This window comes from Mucilaginibacter sp. P2_D11 (genome assembly GCF_056404435.1).
The window spans coordinates 100,580-122,583 of the sequence record NZ_JBFUEA010000016.1 but is presented as its reverse complement, the minus strand read 5'-3'; the positions used below and the strand labels follow the sequence as shown (position 1 = coordinate 122,583).

The window sequence follows — 22,004 nt, the reverse complement described above, 5'->3', positions numbered from 1 at the left end:
GGCGTTATGAATTACGAGGTAAGTCCTGTTGAGTTTGATCCGTTTGCAGGACCCGAGATTGCTTTAGTGGCCCCGGCTACCGAGCCGCAAATTGAGATATGGACATCCTGCCTGATTGGCGGAGCTGATGCCAGCTGCGCTTACAACGATGCTGCATCGTTGCTGTTAACGGGTCCTTTTGATAAAGATGCCATGTTTAAGGCCCTGCAGGCGCTTAGCGACCGGCACGAGGCCCTGCGCACGGTTTTTAGTGCCGACGGCCAGAGTTTCCTGGTGTACAATAACCCACCTCTGCATATCGATTACCACGACCTTTCTTTGCAGAGCGAAACGCAGAACGACCTTTTTATAGAGAACTACACCCGCCAAAACGCTATTACCGCGCTCGATCTGGTGAACGGCCCGCTGTTTAAGCCCACTATCCTGAAGCTAAGCAGCCAGGAACATTATATCACGTTTATAGCGCACCACATTATTTGCGATGGCTGGTCGATAGGGGTAATGATGCAGGAGTTAAGCAAGCTGTACTCGGCCTTTGCCGAAGGTGAGTGGCCAAACCTGCCGCCTGCGCCAAAATACAGTAATTACGCTGTAGAGCAGAACGCCCTTATAGATACCCCCGAGCGCCACGAAATTGAAGATTATTGGGTAAATCAGTTTAAGGGCAGCACGCATTTGCTGAATGTGCCCACCGATAACCCGCGCCCGGCCCAGCGCACCTATAAAAGCAAACGTGCCGATTTTACGCTTGATGCTAAATTGGTAGCCGATGTAAGGCAGATGGCGCGCAAAGCAGGAGCCAGTTTCGTAACCACGCTGATGGCCGCCTTTGAGGTTTATTTGCAGCAAATAACCGGGCACGAAGAGATTATACTGGGCCTGCCCGCTGCGGGCCAGTCCGCCACAGGTAACTACGGCCTGGTTGGTCACTGCGTAAACCTACTAGCCCTGCGCAGCCACCCAAAAGGAGAGCAATCGTTTATAGATTACCTTAAAGAACGCAAAACCCAGGTGCTGGACGCTTACGATCACCAGATGTTCACCTTCGGTAGCCTGCTCAAAAAATTGAATATCCCGCGCGATCCGTCGCGTGCGCCGCTGGTGCCTGTAGTTTTCAACATCGATATCGGGATGGATGAGGGGGTAGATTTCTACAACCTGCGCCACAGATACATTACCACCGGGCGCGAGTACGAAAACTTCGAGATTTTCCTCAATATAACCGACCATAAGGATGCCCTGGTGCTGGAGTGGTCGTACAATACACAGATTTTTGAATTGGCTACCATCAGCCTGATGATGGACGAATACCAGCATTTGCTTAGGCAGATAGTGCAATCACCGGATAAGCTGATAGGCAAATTGCCGCTAATGCGCGCCGATGAGTTTACTACCCAGCTGAAAGCCTGGAATGAAACCCGGGTAGAGTATCCAAAAGAAAAATCGCTGCACCAGATCATCAGCGAAACCGCGGCAAAAAATCCGGGCAGCATAGCTCTAAAGTTCGGCACCGAGCAATTTTCCTACAAGCAACTGAACGAAAAGGCGAACCAGCTGGCCTGGGCCCTGGTGACCGAGGGGGTTAAAAAGGGCGATAAGATAGCCATCTCGGTAGATAGGTCGGACGATTTAGTGGTAGGCTTGCTCGCTATTATCAAAGCGGGCGGCGTGTACGTACCGCTGGATCCCATTTTCCCTATCAATCGCATCAATTACATGCTGGCCGATTCGGATGCGGCAATATTGCTCACCTCTGCCGATTACGCCGGCAAATACGAATCTAAGGCCAAAGAGTTGTTGCTCGCCGATATGATCGCTAACATGGGCAATCAACCTGTAACGGAGCCAAACGTGGCCATCAATGGGAAAGACTTGCTGTATATCCTTTATACCTCCGGTTCTACCGGGCAGCCAAAAGGGGTGCAGATTGCGCATCATAACATGGTAAACTTTTTGTACAGCATGCAGAAGGAGCCGGGCATGGTGGCGCAGGATAAACTGCTTGCCGTAACCACCATCAGCTTTGATATAGCGGGGTTGGAACTCTTCCTGCCATTGGTTACCGGGGCGCAGATCGTATTGGTTGATGCCGCCACCGCAAAGGATGGCTATGCGCTGCTGGATATCATCAAAAAGGAAAAAATCACCGCAATGCAGGCTACGCCATATACCTGGCGTATTATGCTGGAAGCCGGTTGGGAAACCGAGGCGATAAAGGCTATATGCGGGGGCGAAGCCCTGCCAATGGATTTGGCTACGCGGATACTGGCCCGGGCATCATCGCTTTGGAACGTTTATGGCCCTACCGAAACTACCGTTTGGTCTACCATTAAAGAAATTACGCCAGAGGATAAGCAAGTCAGCATAGGCAAGCCGATAGATAATACCTTTATCTACATACTCGATAAATTCCAAAATCCGCTGGCACCCGGTGCGGCAGGCGAAATCTATATTGGCGGCGAGGGCGTCGCCAAAGGTTACCTTGACCAGCCAATTCTTAACTACGAGAAGTTTATAGAGGACCCCTTTGCAGATACCCCCGGTGCCATGATGTACCGCACCGGCGATTTGGGCAAATACCTGCCCGATGGCAACCTGATGTACCTTTCGCGCATTGATGCGCAGGTGAAGATACGCGGCTACCGAATAGAAACCGGCGAGATTGAGTTTCACATGGCTAAGGACCCCGACCTTATACAGGCCGTAGTAATTGCCCGGCCCGATATTAACGGGGTGGATAAACTGGTTGCCTACGTGGCCTTTAACGATGGCTTCGTGTGTAAAGATTTTAACGAATGCACCAATTACTGGCGCAACGAACTGAGGGGCTCGGTGCCCGATTATATGATACCTGATAATTTCATTCGGGTTGACGCCATGCCGCTTACCCCGAACGGTAAGGTGGATAAAAAAGCATTGGCACTAATTGGCCCGATCCCGGCAGATGATGACACCCTGTACATTGCGCCGCGCACCGATGTGGAGCAAATGGTTGCAGACATATGGAAAGAGTTTTTGGGTATCGACAAAGTGGGTATTTACGATAACTTTTTTCAATTAGGCGGGCACTCGCTAATAGCGGTGCAAGTGATGGCTAAAATAGAAAAGGAAACAGGCAAACGCCTGCCGCTCGCCATCTTGTTTGAGAACTCTACCATAGAGAAGCTGGCCCAGGTTCTGCATATGGACGGCAAGGCCATTATGTGGGATTCGCTGGTGCCTATAAAGCCCAAAGGCAGCAAAATGCCTATTTATATCGTACATGGCGCGGGCCTCAACGTGTTGCTGTTCAACGCGCTGAGTATCAATATGGACGACGATCAGCCGGTGTACGGGCTGCAAGCCAAGGGACTCAACGGGGTAGATGAGCCGCTTAACCGTATAGAAGACATAGCTGCTCATTATATCTCTTCTATCCGTGCGCAAAACCCCGATGGGCCGTTCGCGTTGGCAGGCTTTTCGTTCGGCGGCATCATCGCCTTCGAGATGGCCAGGCAATTGGAGGCGCTAAACCTGGAGGTGAAGATGCTGGGCATGTTTGATACCTACGCCTACCGCACGCCGTATTACGACAGCTGGCTGGTAAACAAGGTAAAACGTGGTATGTATGTTGGCCGTCGCCTGTGGTATTCTGTCACGTTTCAGGATGGATTCAAGGAAACTATACAGCACCGCACCAAGGCTGTATCGAGGATGGCCACGCGCCTGATATGGCGGTTGAGGTATGGTAAGGAGCAAAAGGTCGGCTTCTTTGGCTATAGCAACCGTATCGACGACATGAACGATATAGCCCAGAAATATTACCGCATACAGCCATATGATATTGCTATAGAACTGTTCAGGGCCGAGAAGAGGTCCTTTTACCTGGACGATTACGAATTTATGGGCTGGAAGCCATTTGCACTAAAAGGGGTGAACATCCACATTATCCCCGGCGAGCATAATACCATATTTAAGGCACCGAACGATAAGGAATTTGCGCGGATATTGCAGAAATGCCTGGATGCCGCCGCAAAGAAATAAGCTTACAACATAAACTGCGCGAGATTTGGGGAGAGTTAATATTCGGTTTTTAAACGAAGTGGACTGGCAGCACGCCACGCCGGGAGACTTTATTATGGATGATGGCGAGGTGCATGTCTACCGAATCCACATCGGCAGCAACCTGCATTGGCTGCCGGCATTCGCGGCAACGCTAACACCATCCGAAACTGAACGGGGCAACAAATACCACCAGTTGAAAGACAGGCAGCGTTTCGTTATCAGCAGGGGAGCGCAACGTAATATCCTGGGCCGTTACCTTAACCAACCAGCACATGCGCTTCAATTTGTATTGGGCGATAACAAAAAACCGTATCTGCCTGCAGAAGGCAGTGCCGGCCTGCAATACAATATTACGCACGCCGCCGAATGGATACTGCTTGCCGTTTCGCGTACGCCAGTGGGTGCCGATGTGGAGCACATAGATACAGCATTTCCCTTTGCGGATATTTTACCCGAACATTTCAGCCAGGAAGAAGTCGAGTTCATAAACAGCAAAGACCAGCATGACCGTTTCTTCACCCTCTGGACACGTAAGGAAGCCCTGCTTAAAGCCACCGGCCAGGGCCTGGGCGAACACCTCAAATCAACGCCGTCGCTTGACGGGGCGCATGAGCTGCCCTACATTTTGCTAAGCGCAGAAAAAGATTGGCAGATAAACAGTTTTAACCTGATTGATGATTACAAAGCAAGTATCGCCGCCGGGAGCGAAATACATCAGTTACACTTTTTCGACATAAGTTTTTGAGCTGGAATTTCCTGGAAATTTATAGGTAAAACCCGCACGATTTATTGGAAAAAGCTGGAATTTTTTTCTCTCCCCAACACTCCGTATTCAGCCAAAAACAGCCATTTCATGCAAATTTCGCCCTTTTAGTGCCTGCAACGAAAAAGTTATACAAAAACGAGAATTATTAAGAAAAACACAGAAAAACACCGAAAAACACAGAAAAACGAAGGTTTTTTGCGGGCTTTTCGAGAGGATTCCGCGGCTTCGGTGGCAACAAATGGAATGGAAGCATTATCTCTGCTGGGTTCAAATTTCTCCGTATTTCCCCAAATTTCTAAAACTAAAAACTGGACAAAAAACTACTGCGTTGAACCCAATGGGTCGGCTATCGGCGTAAGTGGTTCTTGTGCCGTGGGCTTTAGCGTTTTTATCTGTTGTAGAGACACTACGGCCTTTTTCCACTCCTTGCGCTGTTTGGTGGCTGTTTGGGAGGTGTCGGCATTTTGGTAATAGGCTAGGATGTTCCGCTGCAGTTGCGGTGTAATGTTTTTGTATTGCTGCTCCTGCAGTTTTATCAGTAGTTGGTCGTAAGTTTTATCAGCCAGGGAATACTCACCAAGGACGGCGTTGCGGCCGGTATCAAAGTCAATATCAGGCAGGCTGAGGCGGTTCTCTCCCACTTGTTTCAGAGCCACAGCGTATTTGGCTACTATGGTATCGAAGCTACGGGCGAAAAGCCGTTCGCCCTCTTTACCTGGCGATACGTATTTGAGCGTTTTCAGGGGGCCTATTTTGGGTAATATCTGAATGAAGAATACGGCAACCCGGGCAAAGAATTTTGGTTTCACATGCTCTTTGCCGTACTCCAGCCTGAACGATTTTTTGCTCATTTTATACTGGAATTTTTTCGCGGTCATCCCTGGGGTCATCTTCAGTATGGTGTCTTTATTGGCCTTGAATGCCGATTTGGTAAGCACCGGGAATAAGTTGCGAATGCCCCAGCGCAGCGTATTGATACTGCCGTTGATATTGGAGAAGATGCCGTCGAGTTTTTGGCCGTAGGTTTCGTAAAAGGCTTTCTCCAGCACGGGTACGGAGATGTTGAAGCCGATAAAATCGTGGTAACCTTCGGTGGTGTAACTGCCACGGCCGGTTTGCAGCACATCGTAGGAAAACTCCATGCGGCTGTGCGATTTATGGTCGTCGGCATAGGTGATGAAATCGCCGAATTTCTTTTGCAGCTTGGGGTATATTAGAGGGATGTTGCGGTTGGTAGCCAGCGAGTGGCCGTACTGGTCGGCCATGTAATGCGACAGCGCCCCAAGTGCAAATGCGTATTCGTTGACGTTTTGGGCATCCCGGATAAGGGCCTGAACAAAATCGCCGCTGCGCACATAATGCAGCAAATCGGTAAAAAAGCCATTGCCAAAGGGCATATAACCCATATCCGCCACCATAGCACCGCCATAAGCGTACGAATGTGCCATCTTTACCTCCGGCTCGGTGAGATTTGGGTATTTTTGCCTGATCAGCGGCAGCAAGTCCGACTTCCACGAGGCATCAATAATGGCCTCATGCGCCAGGATGGAATATGCCCGTGAGGGCAATGCAAAGAATAGCATCATCACTACGATAACGAGTGCTTTACGAAGTGGGCAACGGTATGTAAGGTTCTTCAATTCGGTTTGAATTTTAGATTTATGAAGAACCAACAAGGGAGCGAGAATAAAGTTTTAGATGGTAAGGATGCAGCCCCCTCTAAATCTCCCCCGGTAGGGGAGACTTTAAAGCCCTCCCTTCCGGGGAGGGTTGGGAGGGGCCGCTATCTCCCTCGTTCGTTATACACCCCAAATTCTGCTATGGAGATCTGATGGTCGGCTTTATCTATCCAAACACGTACCTTGTTACCATACACGGTGGCAAAACGATTAACCTTTACACGGTTAGTGTTTTCAGTAGTAGCGATAGGTTTCCAAACGCCGTTCTGTAGGTACTCCAGATGATAGTTACTGATGTTAGGCTTCTGCTCGGTAATGGTAACGGTGTTGAACGGTATCTCATGGCCGAAATCTACCTCGTACCAGGGTTTTTCTACCCGCGCGTTCGATGTCCAATTGGTGGTGAAGTCATCGTCGTTTGCAAAATCCATGATATTCATATCCTCGCTCCAACTGGAATTGGATGGCTTATGTTTGGCCAGGTTGGTTGAGATGATAGGTTCGCCGGTTGGCGCCAATGTTGGAGCGGGACCGTCGTTTTTCCAAAGCTCGCCTATTTGCTTTAGGGCGGCGAGGGCATTATCGTCAATCAGCCCATCCCGGTTGGGGGCCACGTTCAGGATGAAGTTGCAGTCTACCTTGTTAAGGGCAATAATATCCTCGTTAACCAGCTTAACCGGGTCTTTAACCGGCGTGGTAGGGAAATTCGTTTTCCAGAACCAGGCGCTGTTGATAGGGAGGCAAGCTAGTGCGGGCATGCGGTTGGTTTCCTTGGATATGCGTTGACCGGCCCCCATTTCGTAGGTTTTGATATCGGTGTAGTATAGACCTTCGGCGGGGTATTTAGCGCCGTTAAGGTCCATAATTACGCATTCGGGTTGTAGCGATTTTACCAGGTGATAGATATCCTCGAAGTTGATATCATCATAAGAGATTCGGCTCCATGGCGCGTCCCAGCCATCTATGATAAGGGCTTCTATTTTGCCGTAATTGCTCAGCAATTCGGTTATCTGCGCTTTTACCATCTCGAAATGCTTCGGGGTAATGCTGTTTGGCCGCAGGCGGTGGTGGGTATCTAAGATGCTGTAATACAGCATCACTTTTAAGCCATTGGCGCGGAAAGCATCCACGTACTCGCGCACTACATCGCGTTTCAGCGGGCTGTTCATTACGTTGTAATCGGTGGTTTTGGTATCCCATATGCAGAAACCGCTGTGGTGCTTGGTTGTTAGGCAACCATAACTCATATTAGCCGATTTTGCGGCCTTTGCCCACTGCGTAGGGTTCAACTTTTTGGGGTTGAAAAGGGCGGGGGAGGCATCCGGGTCGGGCCAGTCAGCATCATTAAAGGTCGGCATGTTGAAATGGATGAACATGCCGAACTTCAGGTTCACGAAGTTTTGCTGCAACTCCGTTAAGGACTTGGTTTGTGCCGATGCAGGCAGGATGCAGATAACAAGGCTCAACAGGGAAAGTGACAGATGCTTGAATTTCATGTGGCAAATGATTGCGTGTTAATAAAAGCTAAACATACGGCTTATCATGTTTATTGTTAGAAATGGCGCAGGTAATTTGTTCAGTAAAAACAGCAAATCTGTAAGCGATATAATATTTAATTTAGCGAAAAGAGTCACGAACAAATTTTACAATTCGTAAACGCAATTATGTTGCATTAAGTGGTTATATTTGCTGCATGAGATCGGTTAAGGTAAGTACGAGGCTTGATAATATAGGGATGACGGCATCTACGCTTTGCGCCATCCATTGCGCGGCAGTGCCTGTGTTCTTGACAAGTTTACCTCTGGTAGGCCTGGGTTTTTTGGCCAACCCATGGGTAGAGTGGGGGATGATCATCGTAGCCTTAGTGGTAGGCGTGTGGTCTATTGCCGGTTCGTTCCTGAATTCGCATCACAAAGCGTTACCTTTGATACTATTGGTTATCGGTTTCGCTACTATCATATTGGGCCATATCTTTACCAAAGGCTGGCTGGAGGCTGTTATTGTACCTGTTGGGGGGCTTACTATAGCAGCGGCGCACTTCGTAAACTATAAGTATGCAGGCACCTGTACATCGGGCGATAGTTTTTTGCATGTAACACACAAGCATCAATAAATGGCACACACACAAAATACGTACCAGTTTGAGGATCTGCTGGATAAGCACCAGTTGAAGAAAACTGCTGCGCGCCTGCGCGTGCTAAGTATGATGTACGCCAAAAATACCGCGACTTCGCAACCCGACCTGGAAAGCGTTATGCATGATATTGACCGTGTTACCCTCTACCGGGTGCTGAACGTATTCGAAGAAAAAGGCATTATCCACAAGGTTTTCGATTTGAATGGCACGGCCAACTACGCCGTTTGCCAATCAGGCTGCCACGAGCACCACCACCACGATGAGCACCTGCATTTTAACTGTACCGCTTGCAAAGGTGTGTTTTGCCTTAACGAGCTAAGCTTGCCGGCCATCAACCTGCCCGCTGGTTTCCTGCCAAGCGGCTTTACTGTTTACGCCTCCGGCCTTTGCCCTAAGTGTAGTAAGATGCAATAATGTTGCAATTAAAATGGCATTAATTGCCATTTTTAGGCAAAAAAAAGCGGTCATTTACCGTAAAATTCCTTTGAAAATCTTTAAAAATCTTTGATTTTCCTGGCTGTTCTTTGAACTTCCTTTTGGTTTGGTAAAAAGCCTGAAAGTCGCAAAAACTTGTGTCGAAAATCTCCGTGTTTTTACCATAATGCGTTAAAAAAAGGGATGTTTTTCTCAAAAAAGCAACCTCAATCGGCAACATAAAAAATGCAGAGCACGATGGCCATTTTCCATAACAATTTCTTTACGCTAATAAAAAGCAAACAAAACATTAGTTCTGGTTTTTGTTCGTACTTTACAAGCTACATCAACGCTTACCTATACATCTGCTAATGCCTTACTACCAGCATTATTCTTTCGACCTCTGGCTCACGCTCATTAAATCAAATCCGGAGTTTAAGAGCGAACGGGCCAAATATTTTCACCGGCACCACAACGCTCAACATAAATCCGTAGAAGAGATAGCCGGGATATTCCGCCGGGTAGATCTGATGGTAAACGCCATAAACGAAAAGACCGGCAAGAACATCGATGCCGACGAAATGTACCTGATGGTAATCGATTCGATACACGATGGCAACATCAACCTGGATGATGTGGATACGGATCACCTGGCCGCCAATATGAAGGATTTGCTGTTTCGGTACCCGCCGCTACTGTACAGCGATGTAACATTTTCTACCCTTATGCATCTAAAACAAAACAGCGGGGGCACTTTTAGCCTGCTGAGTAATACAGGATACATCACCGGTAAAACATTGAGAAAGGTATTAGCGTTGCATAAGCTGGATGATTTTTTTGACTTTCAGCTGTATTCGGATGAAGCGGGCATGTCGAAACCTAACCCGGAGTTCTTCAACCTGATGCTGAAGAATGTTGATATTGTTAACCCTGGCAAACATATCCCGTTAACCAATATTATCCACGTGGGCGATAACCCAAAGAACGATATACTGCCTGCTGCGGCAATTGGTATCAATAGCCTTTTGATCAATTCAAACAAAAAAACCATCCTAAGCCTTATCAACTGATATGAACAGCACTTATTCATTACACCATATCAACAGCGCGCAAAACTTTGGCTTTAATGCCGATGATTACAGCCGCTTTAAGTTTGGCGACGGCCTGGTGTCCAAGGCATTCGGCACAGCCCTGGCAGATGGTTTCATAACCCAAAGGCTGGCCGTGAACCCTATCCGCCAGCAAATTGTGGTGATATCAAGCCCGTACTCGTTTATCCCGACGGCTACCTTCGCTATGAAGAACTGGTTTATTTACCGCTTGAACCATTGGCTGGCGCAGCATAACTTCGCGGTAGCGCAGGAGGCAAAAGTGCATCGTACTATCACCTATAAAGAAGATTATGGCGAACTGGATGCCGAGCAACGTATGAAACTGATAGGCAACGACCAGTTCCATATCGATAAAGACTTCCTAACCGGCAAAACGCTGATATTTTTGGATGATATCCGCATCACCGGCAGCCACGAGCGCATGATCATGAAGATGGTGGGCGAGTACGGCCTAAGCAACGATATTTATATGCTTTACTTTGCCGAGCTGACCAATAAGTCCATCCACCCGAATGTGGAGAACCATTTAAACTATCATCATGTAAAATCGATATTCCATTTAGAGGATATCATAAAAGGCGGAGATTTCTGTATAAACACGCGGATAGTAAAATACATACTAAATTACGATTTCGACAGTTTTTGTATTTTCATTCAAGGGCAAAATGATACATTTACCCTGCATTTATATAACATGGCTTTAGGCAATGCTTACCATACCATTGATGCCTATGCCCAAAACCTTAACCACCTAAAAAAACATTTACTTTTAGATAATTATAAATTAATAGAATATGGCAATTAGTCTTCAAAAGGGGCAGCGCGAAGCTATCGACGCTCCTAAATTTACGATAGGTTTAGGTTGGGATACCAACAGTTCATCAACCGGAGCGGCTTTCGATTTAGATGCTTCTATCTTCGTTATGGGCGATAATAAAAAGTTAGTGGCCGATGAATTCTTTGTGTTTTATAACAACTTAAAATCTCCGGATGGCGCTGTTGAGCACACCGGCGATAACTTAACAGGTGCCGGCGATGGCGACGATGAGCAGATCAAAATAGACCTCAGCAAAGCAGACCCGCGCGTTACCGAAATTTGCGTTGTGGTAACCATACACGAAGCTGAAGCACGCCGCCAGAATTTTGGCCAGGTGCGTAACTCATTCATCCGCATTGCCGATGCAGGTACAGGCGCCGATATTTTGAAATACGAGCTGGAGGAGGATTTCTCGATAGAAACCGCCGTAGAGTTTGGCCGCATTTACAAACGCGACAACAAATGGAAATTTGAAGCCGTAGGTGCCGGCATGAAAGGCGGCCTGCAGGATTATTTGAATAAATACAATTAAGTTGGAAGGTTAAAAGTTGAAGGTTGAAAAGTTAAAATAAATGAACCCTCAACCTTCAACTGAAAAAACCTTTCAACTTTTAACCTTCCAACTTTTAACTTAAAACAATGGCAATTAATCTTCAAAAAGGACAGCGCATCAGCCTCGAAAAAACCGACGGCGCCAAGCTGCAAAATATATGTGTAGGCATTAACTGGGGCGCTATAGAAAAGAAAGGCCTGTTTGGCTTTGGCAGCACCAAAGAAGCGGTAGACCTGGACGCCAGCTGCGCTTTGTACGACGATCAAAAAAGGCTTTTAGAGGTGGTTTACTTCGGTAACCTAAAATCTAAAGACCAGTCTGTTCGCCACAGTGGCGACGACCTTACCGGCGATATGGGCGGCGACGACGGCCTGGATAACGAGGTAATTACGGTTGATTTTTCGCGCCTTAGCCCGGCTGTAACCTACGTGGCCTTTGTGCTGAACAGTTTCCGCGGGCAGGATTTTGGTGCCATCCCTTTTGCATCTATCCGCATTTATGAGGGTACACCAAAGCGTGTTACCGAGATCTTCGCCAAATACGATATCGCCCACGGCCCCGAATTTAAAGGCCATGTAAGCATGGTAATGGGCGTATTTTATAAAAAGAATGGCGAATGGAAATTTAACGCCATTGGCGAACCAACCAAAGACCGCAAGCTGGAAGAAACCGTAAAAACGGTTACACAAAATTATTTATAAGCTGTAATCAGCATCAACATTAAGCAAAATGGAAACCAACCCAAGCAATAACGAGCTGCAGAATTTAAACTTACCGGACATGAACCTGCCGCCGCAAGCAGCGCCTGGCACCACCGTGCCGGTCAAACTGGCTAAAGATGGTACGGTGGATTTGACCACTATCACCCCGGCCGAAGAAACCAAGTTTAAAGAAATTGCTAAAACCATCGACCCTAAAGACGTAAACTCCATACTGAATTACGGTACCGAGGTGCAGAATTCGATGGAGCGTTATAGCAACACCTTCCTCACTTCGGTACGTACCTACAACTCGGGCGAGGTGGGCGTGTTGATAACCGATCTGCTTTCCGAGCTGAATTATATCGATGTAGATGAACTGAACCAAAGCGCGTTCACCAAATTTATCTCTGCCATCCCGTTTCTTAAAAATATCGTGATGGATACCAAGAAGTTGTTTGCCAAATACGATACCGTGGTGAACAATATTGATAAGATAGTGAACAAGGTGAAAGCTGGTCGCGTAAACTCGCTTAAGGATAATGCATCGCTGCAAACTATGTTCGATAGCAATGTTACCTATATCCACCAGATGGAAGAGCTGATCATCTCAGGTCAGTTAAAGTACAACGAACTGAACGAACAGCTTGCCGTGATGGATGGCAACCCGGCAGCTTACGAAGATTACGAAATTGCCGATCTGCGCGATTTTGTGAACCGCCTGGATAAACGACTTGCCGATTTGAAAGTAGTACGCTTCATTATGATGCAATCGCTGGCGCAGATACGGGTGGTGCAGAACAATAACACCACTATTGCCGAGAAAGCGCAGTCCATCGTATCTACCACCATCCCGGTTTGGAAGAATCAGCTCACCATTGCTGTTGCCCTGAACAGGCAAAAGTCGAACGTGGAGATGCAGAAGAAGATATCAGACACTACCAACACCATTTTGCAGAAAAATGCCGAATTGCTAAAGCAAAACAGCATAGAGGTTGCCAGGGAGAATGAAAAAACGGTAGTTTCCTTAGATACCTTAAAACGTACTACGGCCTCGTTGATAGAAACGCTTACCGAAGTGAAACGCATACATGACGAAGGCACGCAAAACCGCAGGGTACTGAACACCGAATTGCAAAATTTGGAATCGGAACTGAAGAAGAACGTGGCGAATGTAAGTTAACCAACCTGCCACCATTGGTGGTTGTTTAAACACAGAGTCCGCAGAGAGGTTTGCACGGAGGTCACAGAGTTTTTGCTGGGTTAAACGCAGTAAAAGCGCTGTGACCTCTGTGTTTTTATCTTTCCTCCCGCCTCGTCAAGTGTCCACACTTGACGAAAGGAAATGGCAAGCGTCCACGCTTGCGGATGTAGTATTTGGGTCAATTATGCGAAAGTTAACGAGCTTTGCATTTGAGCAGTGTAAGCGTGGACGCTTACCAATGTTTTTGCGCCAAGTGAGGACACTTGACGCGGCGGCAAGGTTTTAGATCATTGTATGATTAAACCACAAAATTATATAGATGAATAAGCTATTGTTGGTGTCAAAAATGACACTTGTTTATTTGACAGTGACTTACGTAATATTATTTGCATTTTTGATTAAAAATATCAATGTTATACTATATAGTGGAAACTACATTGTTGTTTTTTTCTTGCTTTTGGCGTTAACAATGGCATCGTTTAATATAGCTTTCTTTCTAAAAAAACTAAACGTTATTGAGTCACGTAGGGTGTTCTTGTATAATGCATTGTTTTGTTTAGTTTTTAGTTTTAAACTCCGGCTGGGTAGTTGGTTTATAAACAACTTGATCGGAATTAAGCTGTCGATTTATTATTTCAAAAACTCAACTGGTTCAGATTATGGAATAATGTACGATTGGTTCAATATTACTTTAATGTTTTTTCACAAGGATCATCAAATCATAGGATATTTTATAGAAATTAACTTATTAGTATTGTTAATTGGATTCGTATTGCTCAAAAATTATAATAAATTACGTATCGGGGCATAGCCGGCATCCCATGCTGGTGCGCGCGTGTCGCGCGTTCCTAATCAACCATGCAAGGCAAAATATCATTAAAATCCTGTAGTTTTATTCGGAAGGAAAGGGCCTGTTAGATATCGACTTTTTATAGTGGCTAAAGCACACGCGGCACGCGTGAGCCAGCAATGGGAGACGCTTGAACCGGCGGGGTTAGCAAAACAAATGTTTAAGACATGGAACTATTCAAAATTACTTTTAAAAGTATCTTCGGATTAGCTATTTTTTTGGGTGTATATTGGGTAATTAACTACCTTTTTATAAAAGGTATACCCATTATGGCCATTGTTTATTTTTATGTTAACCTGGTTCAAACGCCAATCCTGCTAATTTTTATTTTTATAATGTTTTATAATTATCTATTCAGGAAAATTCCATTGTCGTATTTTAAAACCGAATTAGTTTATCTGTTGATACAAATTATTGTGTGGATTTTGCTGTACTTTTCTTCAAGTACTTGCCCAACATGCCCGCAATAAAAGAAAATTTGCCCGACGCTGGCGCGAGTATGTAGCGGAGAAAGAGCGTGAGCATACTTGTGCTACATTCACTCCCGCCGGTTCAAGCGTGCCGCTTGAATCAAAACAAAAGTAGGCGTCCCGCTTACAACAGCACTTTTGCAATGTCAGGAAACATCCGCATATTTATTACCATGCAACGCAACGCCTCAACAAAACAGTCGCTAAAAATCATGCCGTTACATCAGCGGGACGCTGATAGGCGGTTGGGTTCAAGCGAGACGCTTGAACCGGCGAGGTAGGACACGAACAGAACAAGGGAAAAGAACAGATTAATCATAAAATGAGGCAGTATTTATTTGGTTTAATGATGTTTTTTTGCAGTTGTCAATCTGCGCAGAATAAAAAAGTAATTGAAAATGATTATGATATGTTTGTCTATCAAATAAAATATGATGAACGATTGTATGAAAGTGTAACAGGTATAGCACTTGTAAATGGAAAAGTATATTTTTTAGCAAACGATAGTTTGTTGATGACTTATAAAAAACTTCCGGTAAATGCAAGGGAAATACAGAATAATGGTTTAAAGGATTTGCTGAACAATATTGATTTGGGAGAAGTTGCAAAGATTAAAGATTATAGTAAGTGCAATTGCAAAGGGATTACAAAAACCGAATATGTTATACGATATTTAAAGGTAAATAAAGAGCGAAATTTTTTTCTCAATGAAGTGTTGAATTGTGATAAAAACTCTCCATGTTATTTTTTAGAAAAGTTGCAAATTCATTTTAACGAACTACAAAAACAAACCCGCCCGATCGGGCCCTAGCCTGGTGCGAATACCCCCGCCCTGACAGGCGTCCTCGCCTGACTGAGGATATTTTTCAGCGTCCACGCTGGCGGGTGTTAATAGATAACCCTCGATAAACATCCCGCAGTTAACGTTACCAGGCCAAACCTGTGCGCCTGGCCTGCGACCCGGTCGTTATTGGTTTCTTGTGAGGATAAAGTCAGCAGTTGCGGCATCGCGATGCCAGGGAATTAAGTAGGGGGATATTAAAAAATTGGGTAACTTAAGCGTTGACGCTTAAAATTTTTGCGTCCAGGCGAGGGACGCCTGGACGGGCGGGTCTTCTTAAAGACGGCTATACAAAATGGACAAATTGATCATGCAATACAACAACTTTCTGCACCTTTCACTACTGACAAAAAGCAATAATTATGGGTTATCAAAAATGGCTTGGAAGAACCATTGAGAATCTACAAGAAGATGGAGAGTTTATTAATTTTTTTGCCTTCGCAGAATTGGATCAAGTCGAAGATAAAAGCTATTTAATTAACGAAAGCCTTGGTATCGAGGCCGTATTTGATAAAATACATGGACTGCGTACTATTTATTTTTATTCAGAAAATCACCAAGGCTTTTCTGAGTTTAAGCAACCATTGCCGTTAAATTTAAATTTTTCTTTAAATGATAGCCAGGTAAGAGAGTTATTGGGGCAACCTCAAGCGGAAGGGGGCGATGATTACAGCATGATTTATGGCATCACGCCAAAGTGGCAGAAATATTTTTTTGATGATTGCGACATTCATGTTCAATATCGAAATCGCGGAGAATCGATTGAAATGATAACGTTAATGAAACCTCGATTATTTTAGATTCGTCTTTTCTTCCTAGCTGGCGCGAGGTACTGTCTTTAAAAATAAGTTTATTTGAATATTCCCCGCACTGGCGGGCGTCCTCGCCTGACTGACGATATTTTTCAGCGCCCACGATGGCGGGTGTTAATAGATAACCCTCGACAAGCATCCCCCGGTTAGCGTTACCTGGCCAAACCTGTGCGCCTGGCCTGCAGACCCGGTGGTTATTGGTTTCTTGTGAGTATAAACTTAGCAGTTGCGGCATCGCGATGCCAGGGAATTAAATAGGGGGATATTAAAAAAATGGGTAACTTAAGCGTGGACGCTTAAAACTTTTGCATCCAGGCGAGGGGCGCCTGGACGGGCGGGAGTTAAATGATGCCGTTGAAAAACAAATAAATTAATTATGAATGCAATTTTGAAATCAATTATCATGGCGACAATAGCATTCGTAGTGATCTTCTACATAGATGAAAAAATAAAAAGCTATGATATGTCATTTTATCAAGGAAAGGATGATGGCCTTTCGGCACGTGCTTCGTCGGTCATTTTTTTGAGTTCTTTGCTTTTTCTTGTCTATGCTAAGCACCATAGATTAAGATCGGGTTTAATTGGTGCACTTGTTGGGTTTATATCGTCGATTTTAGGATTTATACTTAGTTATTTGGTGTTTAATGAATATGGATTAACTTTTCATATCGTTTCGTTAAGTTTGTCAATTTTAGTTTTTATTTTGCTTAGACATCTTAAACATCCAAAGATTGATATTTAAGCAAATCTCGGCAGGCGTATACAGCGGCGACAGCGCGCCACGCTGGTGCGCACGTGTCGCGCGTTCCTAATCAACCATGCAAAGCAAAATATCATTAAAATCCTGTAGCTTTATTCTGATGGAAAGGGCCTAATAGATATCGACTTTTTATAGCGGCTAAAGCGCACGCGTGCGCCAGTAACGGGGAGGGCAAAAAAGGCAGCAGCAAGTTTGTAATAAAATGGATAAAAGCATAAGTCAATTAGAAGGATGGAAATGGAAAAGTGAAATCCCGTCAAGGAAAACACACGGTGGGATTGAATGTAGATTTTATGAACTGCACAATCAACCTGTATCGGAACTTGACTTGGCAGATATAAGGTTTTTAATAGTTCAAAACACAGGATTAGAATATTTGGTAAATATTGCCATTGATAGACTAAAGGAAGATTTGTTTGTAGAGGTGGAATATTATCCTGGTGATTTACTTTGTTCTTTGTTAAGAATCAATAATGAGCCGAATTTTTGGATAACGCACTTAAAAGAAAAGCAGGAAATAATTGAACTTTACACGGAACAGAAAAAGAGATTGGGTTCAATTGATTTGACTGATGAGCTAATTCAACGAATCAAGGATTCATACCAAGAGTTCTTAAAGAAATAACGTTAGCCAGCCATGCAACGCAATGCCTCGACCATCTTCGGTAAAGTTTTTATTTTGCCTTTTGCATCCTGAGCGATAGCGAAGGATCTTGTTAGCTATGCAAAGCGGGCATGCATAGCCGATTTGCATAGTGGCGAGCCTTGCAAGTATAACAAGATATCTCCTCGCTATCGCTCGTTCGATATGACAAGGGAGCGAGGAGTTACATTAATCTGCATTATGCACCGCCCTTTTGCTAATCAAAATCTGATAAGCACCTACCATAGTATTTTTGTATTTTTACATTTTAAATGGGCTTACGATTGATGGATGAAAACAGGATAAATATTTTAAATGATAGTACCCGCACCATCAGCAAGCTGCAATTGCTTACGGTGTTCTTCAACAACGACATCATTTATAAAATTTACCTGCGTACCCAGGTTATCCACCAGTTATTTGCAACCAATCCCGATTTGGATGCCGGTAAACTGGAGTTGTTCCACCTGCAGTTTACCGTCACCCTGATAGATCTGCTTAAAAAAATAAAGAAGAATAACGAGAGCCGGGCCGACCTGCTGTTAGACGAGGTTGCGTTGAACACCGAACTCATCGACCAAATGGACGATACCGTGTTCAGTGAGCATGATTTTAGTAATGATAAGCAGCGGCAGGCGCTAAAAATGGCGCAAAGCCTGCGCAAGCTGTTTGATGTGTTATCAAACGACCTGGAGGATTACCCCTTCGCCAAAAACATAAACCTTTTTAGCGCGCGCTACGCACCCGATTACTTTGCCGAGATACCGGTAGAAGTACTGGACGAATTGCTGCGTTACAACCCGGCCGACCTTTACACCGATAAATATGCCACCATACAGCGCAAGCTGATGGGCAAACTAAACAAGCACGGCTTTAAAATTGAATTTTATGCCGGCGTAAAATGTGCCGATGTAACTATTGAGGTTTATAAAATTATCGATATAGGCGAGTATTTTCTATATTCACCGTCTAACAACATTTTCCTGTTTTGCGATGTAGCCAAAATTGGAAACGCGGCAACCGATAGCAAATTATCAAAAAAAGAGCGCGTAATGCAGGAACTGCTTGATAAGAACGTGCGCTTGCAAAGCAAGGCAGGAGTAATGAAAACCCATTTGCCGGCCGAAGTGATAAGCCTGCTGGATGAGGATTATAAAAAAATTGCCGATGTTGATTTCTTAGAACATATGAATAGCTTTGACGTGCAAGCGAACATTTTAAAAACGATGCTTAATACCGACTTAATTTAACACCGATATGGACATTTTACACCAACTGCTTGGCGAAGATATAAAAGCAGGTTTATTAATTGTATTGAACTTAATAGTAATAGAAAGCTTGCTTTCTGTAGATAATGCCGCAGTGCTGGCCACCATGGTTATCGACCTGCCACCAAAACAGCGCAGCAGGGCACTTAAATATGGTATTATTGGCGCTTATGTGCTACGCGGTGTATGTTTGTTTTTAGCAGCATGGTTGGTGAAAATTTGGTGGTTGAAGCCACTGGGCGGCTTGTACCTGATGTATTTGGCGTTTGATTATTTTAAAGGTAAGCTAAAGGAAAAAGATGCCGACGGCGGGGAAGAATCTGTAGATAAAGAGAAAAACTGGTTGTACAAATCAACCGTTGGGCTGATTGGTACCTTTTGGGCAACAGTTGCCCTGGTAGAGCTGATGGACCTTGCCTTCTCGATAGATAACGTATTTGCCGCCGTTGCCTTTACGGACCATGTTTTTTTGATTTACACCGGCGTATTCATCGGCATATTGGCCATGCGTTTTGTGGCGCAGGCCTTTGTAAAGCTGATGGAGAAGTTCACCTTTTTAGAAACGGTTGCGTTTATTGTGATAGGGGTATTGGGTATCAAGCTCACTTCATCTTTATACATCCATTTTCAGCCCGAAACGCCATTCTCCAAATTTATGGAGGGCGAAACGGCAGATATAGCCGTATCGGTATTTACAGTAGCCATATTCCTGATACCGGTAGTTACTTCGCTGCTGTTCAATTTCCCTAAAAAGCATACCATCGAACCGGAAGTTGCCGAAGCAGCGGAAGATGTGCTGAATAAAAGCTAAACCGGGCTATGAATAAACTCATCGCATCCATTTTTGGAATAGGATACATAAAAGGCGGCGGCACACTTGCCGCTATAGTAACCTGCCCGCTTATTTGGGCCATATGGCAATTACCTGTTTACCCTGCCTATATTTTATTCATAGTTACGGTAATCATCACCTTCGTGGGTATTTATGTTGGCAACAAGGTGGAGCCCGAATGGGGTAAGGATAGCTACCGCGTGGTAATTGATGAGGTAGCGGGCATGCTGGTAACCATGCTATTCATCCCGGCAAACCTGTACTTGCTGCTGGCAGGTTTGGTGCTGTTCCGCTTTTTTGATATTTTAAAACCGCTGGGCATCCGCAAGCTGGAGGCCCTGCCCGGCGGCACCGGCGTTATGATGGATGATGTACTGGCCGGGATTTATGGCAATGTTGTACTGCAAGTGGTGGTGTACTTTATTTTGCCTCAATTCCAGTTGAGCTGATAGCTTGCATGCTTGTATAATTGGGGTTTGGCCCGGGCTTTTTCTTCCAGTTCGCTCAAAAAAACCAACAGATCGGCCTTTTCGTCGTCGGTTAATTGCATCAGCTTAAGGGCCGCTACATCGGGCTGTCCGCTTGTTTTTGCAGCATGCAGCAGACACCATTTGATCAGTTGTAACTTACGCGCGCTATCCCCAAAGTTTTGGTTTACGAAAGTAATCAGCTTATCATCAAAAACATTGTGGTTTTTAAGCAGCAATTCCCTGGCTATAGTGAAATCCAGGAAATGATTGTTGCTGAATTGTACCACGGTTTGGTAATGCAGGTCGGTACTGGTATTTATCTCGCGCAAAAAACCAACACTTATCAAATCGTGGTAGGCATGGTGGTATTGTTTTATCAGGCCGCTCACCTTTAGTTTGTCTATATCAAATCGGCTGTTCTCAAAATTCATTAAGCTAACCAACTCATCAAGCAATAATATTTTCTCGTCGGAATGCGGGCCAAGGTAAATCTTGTTCAGCACGAAATTTGATATCAGCTCGTACAGGCAAATATGATTAACATCGTTCAGCGAGAAATTATCCTTATGCTCCTTATAGTAAAACTGAAAGTACAGTGGATGGTTAAAGTTATCGGCCAGGTCTATTGCCAAAAAGTTTTTGATAAAGGGATTGATATTGAGGCAGAGCTCTTTTATTTCGGCCACGGTAAACAGGGGCACGTTTATGCACACATTACTGTTCTCGTTCCAAAGCCCGGTGTGCCAGCTTTCGGGGTGGTTTTGTAGCAGGTGCTTATTATTCATCCAGGTAGCCGAGCGCATGCTGACGATTAGCTTAAACCATGAAGTATCCTGGTATAGCGCCAGTATGTCGATCACCTGGTCCATCAACAGCTCAAACTGCTCAGATTTGTATGAATGTTCGTCCAGCCCATCTATAATCAGGTAAAAATTGCCGTCCTGTCCGCCGCCGTTGTCAACCAATGCCCGCAGGTCTTTATCAGTAGAATAGCCCAGCAGGCCTAGCAGCCAATCGTTAAGGTCGCGTCCGCTCAGGAATACGTTCATGAGCGCATTGCTGCTGAAGAATAAGATGATATCATTGCTCTGGCCCGATGAATTGAGCGACAGAGCGGTTTCCACCCAATGGCAGATCGCTATGGTTTTACCGTATCCGGCGGGCGCAGCCAATACGGTTGCCGAATAATTGCCCGGCAAAAAGTCATTGAGATGCTGGTTGATGAATTGCCTTTTTATGGTTTGGTTATAAGGGATGCCCGATTTGTTTTTTAAGGCATGCAAAGTAAAGTTGGTTATTTTGGCAGCGTTTTGCTTCAATGTTTCCCAATTGGCGTTGCTTGTCGATTGCTTACCGGCCATACCATCCTGCTGCAGGCGGAAATCGTCCCAGCCCTCATAGCCGCAATACCTGGCCATTACATCTATAGTGAATAACGATGGGCGGAACTTGCTGTACGCAAACCCGTAAACGCGTTTCAGCGTGGTTTCACTTACGCTTTGCCTGGTAGCTTCGAATATTTTGAACGATATAAGCTTGCAGTCGCCCGGTGCCACGCTCTTCAAGCCAGAATTGGCTAGTACGGCCTGTTTAAGGATCTCTAGGTAATAATTTAAGAAGGCGGTCATGGATAG

At 45.2% G+C, this 22,004-nt stretch carries 20 protein-coding genes; 17 read left to right on the top strand and 3 right to left on the bottom strand.

Annotated elements, in window-relative coordinates; genetic code table 11:
• The first annotated feature begins 6 nt into the window (after nt 1–6).
• Together AC1DXC_RS22600 and AC1DXC_RS22595 are read left to right on the top strand one after the other, a co-directional pair.
• A complete protein-coding gene (locus tag AC1DXC_RS22600) occupies nt 7–4,023 on the top strand; it encodes a non-ribosomal peptide synthetase (RefSeq protein WP_477461440.1) in 4,017 nt (1,338 codons plus the stop codon).
• A 58-nt stretch (nt 4,024–4,081) separates the two neighbouring features.
• A complete protein-coding gene (locus AC1DXC_RS22595) occupies nt 4,082–4,789 on the top strand; it encodes a 4'-phosphopantetheinyl transferase family protein (RefSeq protein ID WP_477461439.1) in 708 nt (235 codons plus the stop codon).
• A 341-nt stretch (nt 4,790–5,130) separates the two neighbouring features.
• Here AC1DXC_RS22595 and AC1DXC_RS22590 read toward each other — a convergent pair whose 3' ends face one another.
• On the bottom strand, nt 5,131–6,450 hold the full coding sequence (locus AC1DXC_RS22590) for a zinc dependent phospholipase C family protein (RefSeq protein WP_477461438.1): 1,320 nt from the start codon (nt 6,448–6,450) through the stop codon (nt 5,131–5,133).
• 143 nt (nt 6,451–6,593) lie between these two features.
• On the bottom strand, nt 6,594–7,985 hold the full coding sequence (locus tag AC1DXC_RS22585) for an alpha-L-fucosidase (RefSeq protein ID WP_477461437.1): 1,392 nt from the start codon (nt 7,983–7,985) through the stop codon (nt 6,594–6,596).
• Nucleotides 7,986–8,182: 197 nt separating this feature from the next.
• On the opposite strand from AC1DXC_RS22585, the gene AC1DXC_RS22580 reads away from it, so the two are divergent.
• From AC1DXC_RS22580 to AC1DXC_RS22510, 15 genes are all read left to right on the top strand, one after another.
• Entirely contained in the window at nt 8,183–8,602 is a 420-nt protein-coding gene (locus AC1DXC_RS22580) for a MerC domain-containing protein (protein WP_477461436.1), read from the top strand.
• On the top strand, nt 8,603–9,040 hold the full coding sequence (locus AC1DXC_RS22575; protein WP_477461435.1) for a Fur family transcriptional regulator: 438 nt from the start codon (nt 8,603–8,605) through the stop codon (nt 9,038–9,040).
• Between the two features lie 371 nt (nt 9,041–9,411).
• Nucleotides 9,412–10,110 carry an HAD family hydrolase gene (locus tag AC1DXC_RS22570; protein ID WP_477461434.1) on the top strand — a complete coding sequence of 233 codons (699 nt, stop codon included), beginning with the start codon at nt 9,412–9,414 and terminating at the stop codon, nt 10,108–10,110.
• Nucleotide 10,111: 1 nt separating this feature from the next.
• Nucleotides 10,112–10,957, top strand: a complete 846-nt coding sequence (locus tag AC1DXC_RS22565; protein ID WP_477461433.1) for a phosphoribosyltransferase family protein — start codon at nt 10,112–10,114, stop codon at nt 10,955–10,957.
• The gene (locus AC1DXC_RS22560) at nt 10,947–11,501 is read left to right on the top strand and encodes a TerD family protein (RefSeq protein WP_477461432.1); all 555 of its coding nucleotides are present in this window, start codon (nt 10,947–10,949) and stop codon (nt 11,499–11,501) included. The genes AC1DXC_RS22565 and AC1DXC_RS22560 overlap by 11 nt, the downstream gene beginning before the upstream one ends.
• 107 nt (nt 11,502–11,608) lie before the next feature.
• Entirely contained in the window at nt 11,609–12,223 is a 615-nt protein-coding gene (locus AC1DXC_RS22555) for a TerD family protein (protein ID WP_477461431.1), read from the top strand.
• 28 nt (nt 12,224–12,251) lie between these two features.
• Complete coding sequence (locus tag AC1DXC_RS22550; protein ID WP_477461430.1) at nt 12,252–13,403, top strand: toxic anion resistance protein; 1,152 nt, start codon at nt 12,252–12,254, stop codon at nt 13,401–13,403.
• 340 nt (nt 13,404–13,743) lie between these two features.
• Nucleotides 13,744–14,235 carry a hypothetical protein gene (locus AC1DXC_RS22545; protein WP_477461429.1) on the top strand — a complete coding sequence of 164 codons (492 nt, stop codon included), beginning with the start codon at nt 13,744–13,746 and terminating at the stop codon, nt 14,233–14,235.
• Nucleotides 14,236–15,066: 831 nt separating this feature from the next.
• Nucleotides 15,067–15,555, top strand: coding sequence for a hypothetical protein (locus AC1DXC_RS22540; RefSeq protein ID WP_477461428.1), 489 nt, complete (start codon nt 15,067–15,069; stop codon nt 15,553–15,555).
• Nucleotides 15,556–15,947: 392 nt separating this feature from the next.
• Nucleotides 15,948–16,385 carry a hypothetical protein gene (locus AC1DXC_RS22535; protein ID WP_477461427.1) on the top strand — a complete coding sequence of 146 codons (438 nt, stop codon included), beginning with the start codon at nt 15,948–15,950 and terminating at the stop codon, nt 16,383–16,385.
• Between the two features lie 388 nt (nt 16,386–16,773).
• Nucleotides 16,774–17,139, top strand: a complete 366-nt coding sequence (locus AC1DXC_RS22530) for a hypothetical protein (RefSeq protein WP_477461426.1) — start codon at nt 16,774–16,776, stop codon at nt 17,137–17,139.
• 220 nt (nt 17,140–17,359) lie between these two features.
• Nucleotides 17,360–17,782, top strand: a complete 423-nt coding sequence (locus AC1DXC_RS22525) for a contact-dependent growth inhibition system immunity protein (protein ID WP_477461425.1) — start codon at nt 17,360–17,362, stop codon at nt 17,780–17,782.
• A gap of 290 nt (nt 17,783–18,072) precedes the next feature.
• Nucleotides 18,073–19,050: a hypothetical protein gene (locus AC1DXC_RS22520; RefSeq protein ID WP_477461424.1), complete on the top strand. Its 978-nt coding sequence runs from the start codon at nt 18,073–18,075 to the stop codon at nt 19,048–19,050.
• A gap of 7 nt (nt 19,051–19,057) precedes the next feature.
• Nucleotides 19,058–19,879 (top strand): TerC family protein, encoded by an 822-nt coding sequence (locus tag AC1DXC_RS22515; RefSeq protein WP_477461423.1) that lies wholly within the window; start codon nt 19,058–19,060, stop codon nt 19,877–19,879.
• Between the two features lie 8 nt (nt 19,880–19,887).
• Nucleotides 19,888–20,349, top strand: a complete 462-nt coding sequence (locus tag AC1DXC_RS22510; RefSeq protein WP_477461422.1) for a phosphatidylglycerophosphatase A family protein — start codon at nt 19,888–19,890, stop codon at nt 20,347–20,349.
• Here AC1DXC_RS22510 and AC1DXC_RS22505 read toward each other — a convergent pair.
• Entirely contained in the window at nt 20,331–21,998 is a 1,668-nt protein-coding gene (locus AC1DXC_RS22505; protein WP_477461421.1) for a hypothetical protein, read from the bottom strand. The genes AC1DXC_RS22510 and AC1DXC_RS22505 overlap by 19 nt on opposite strands.
• Nucleotides 21,999–22,004 lie beyond the last annotated feature (6 nt).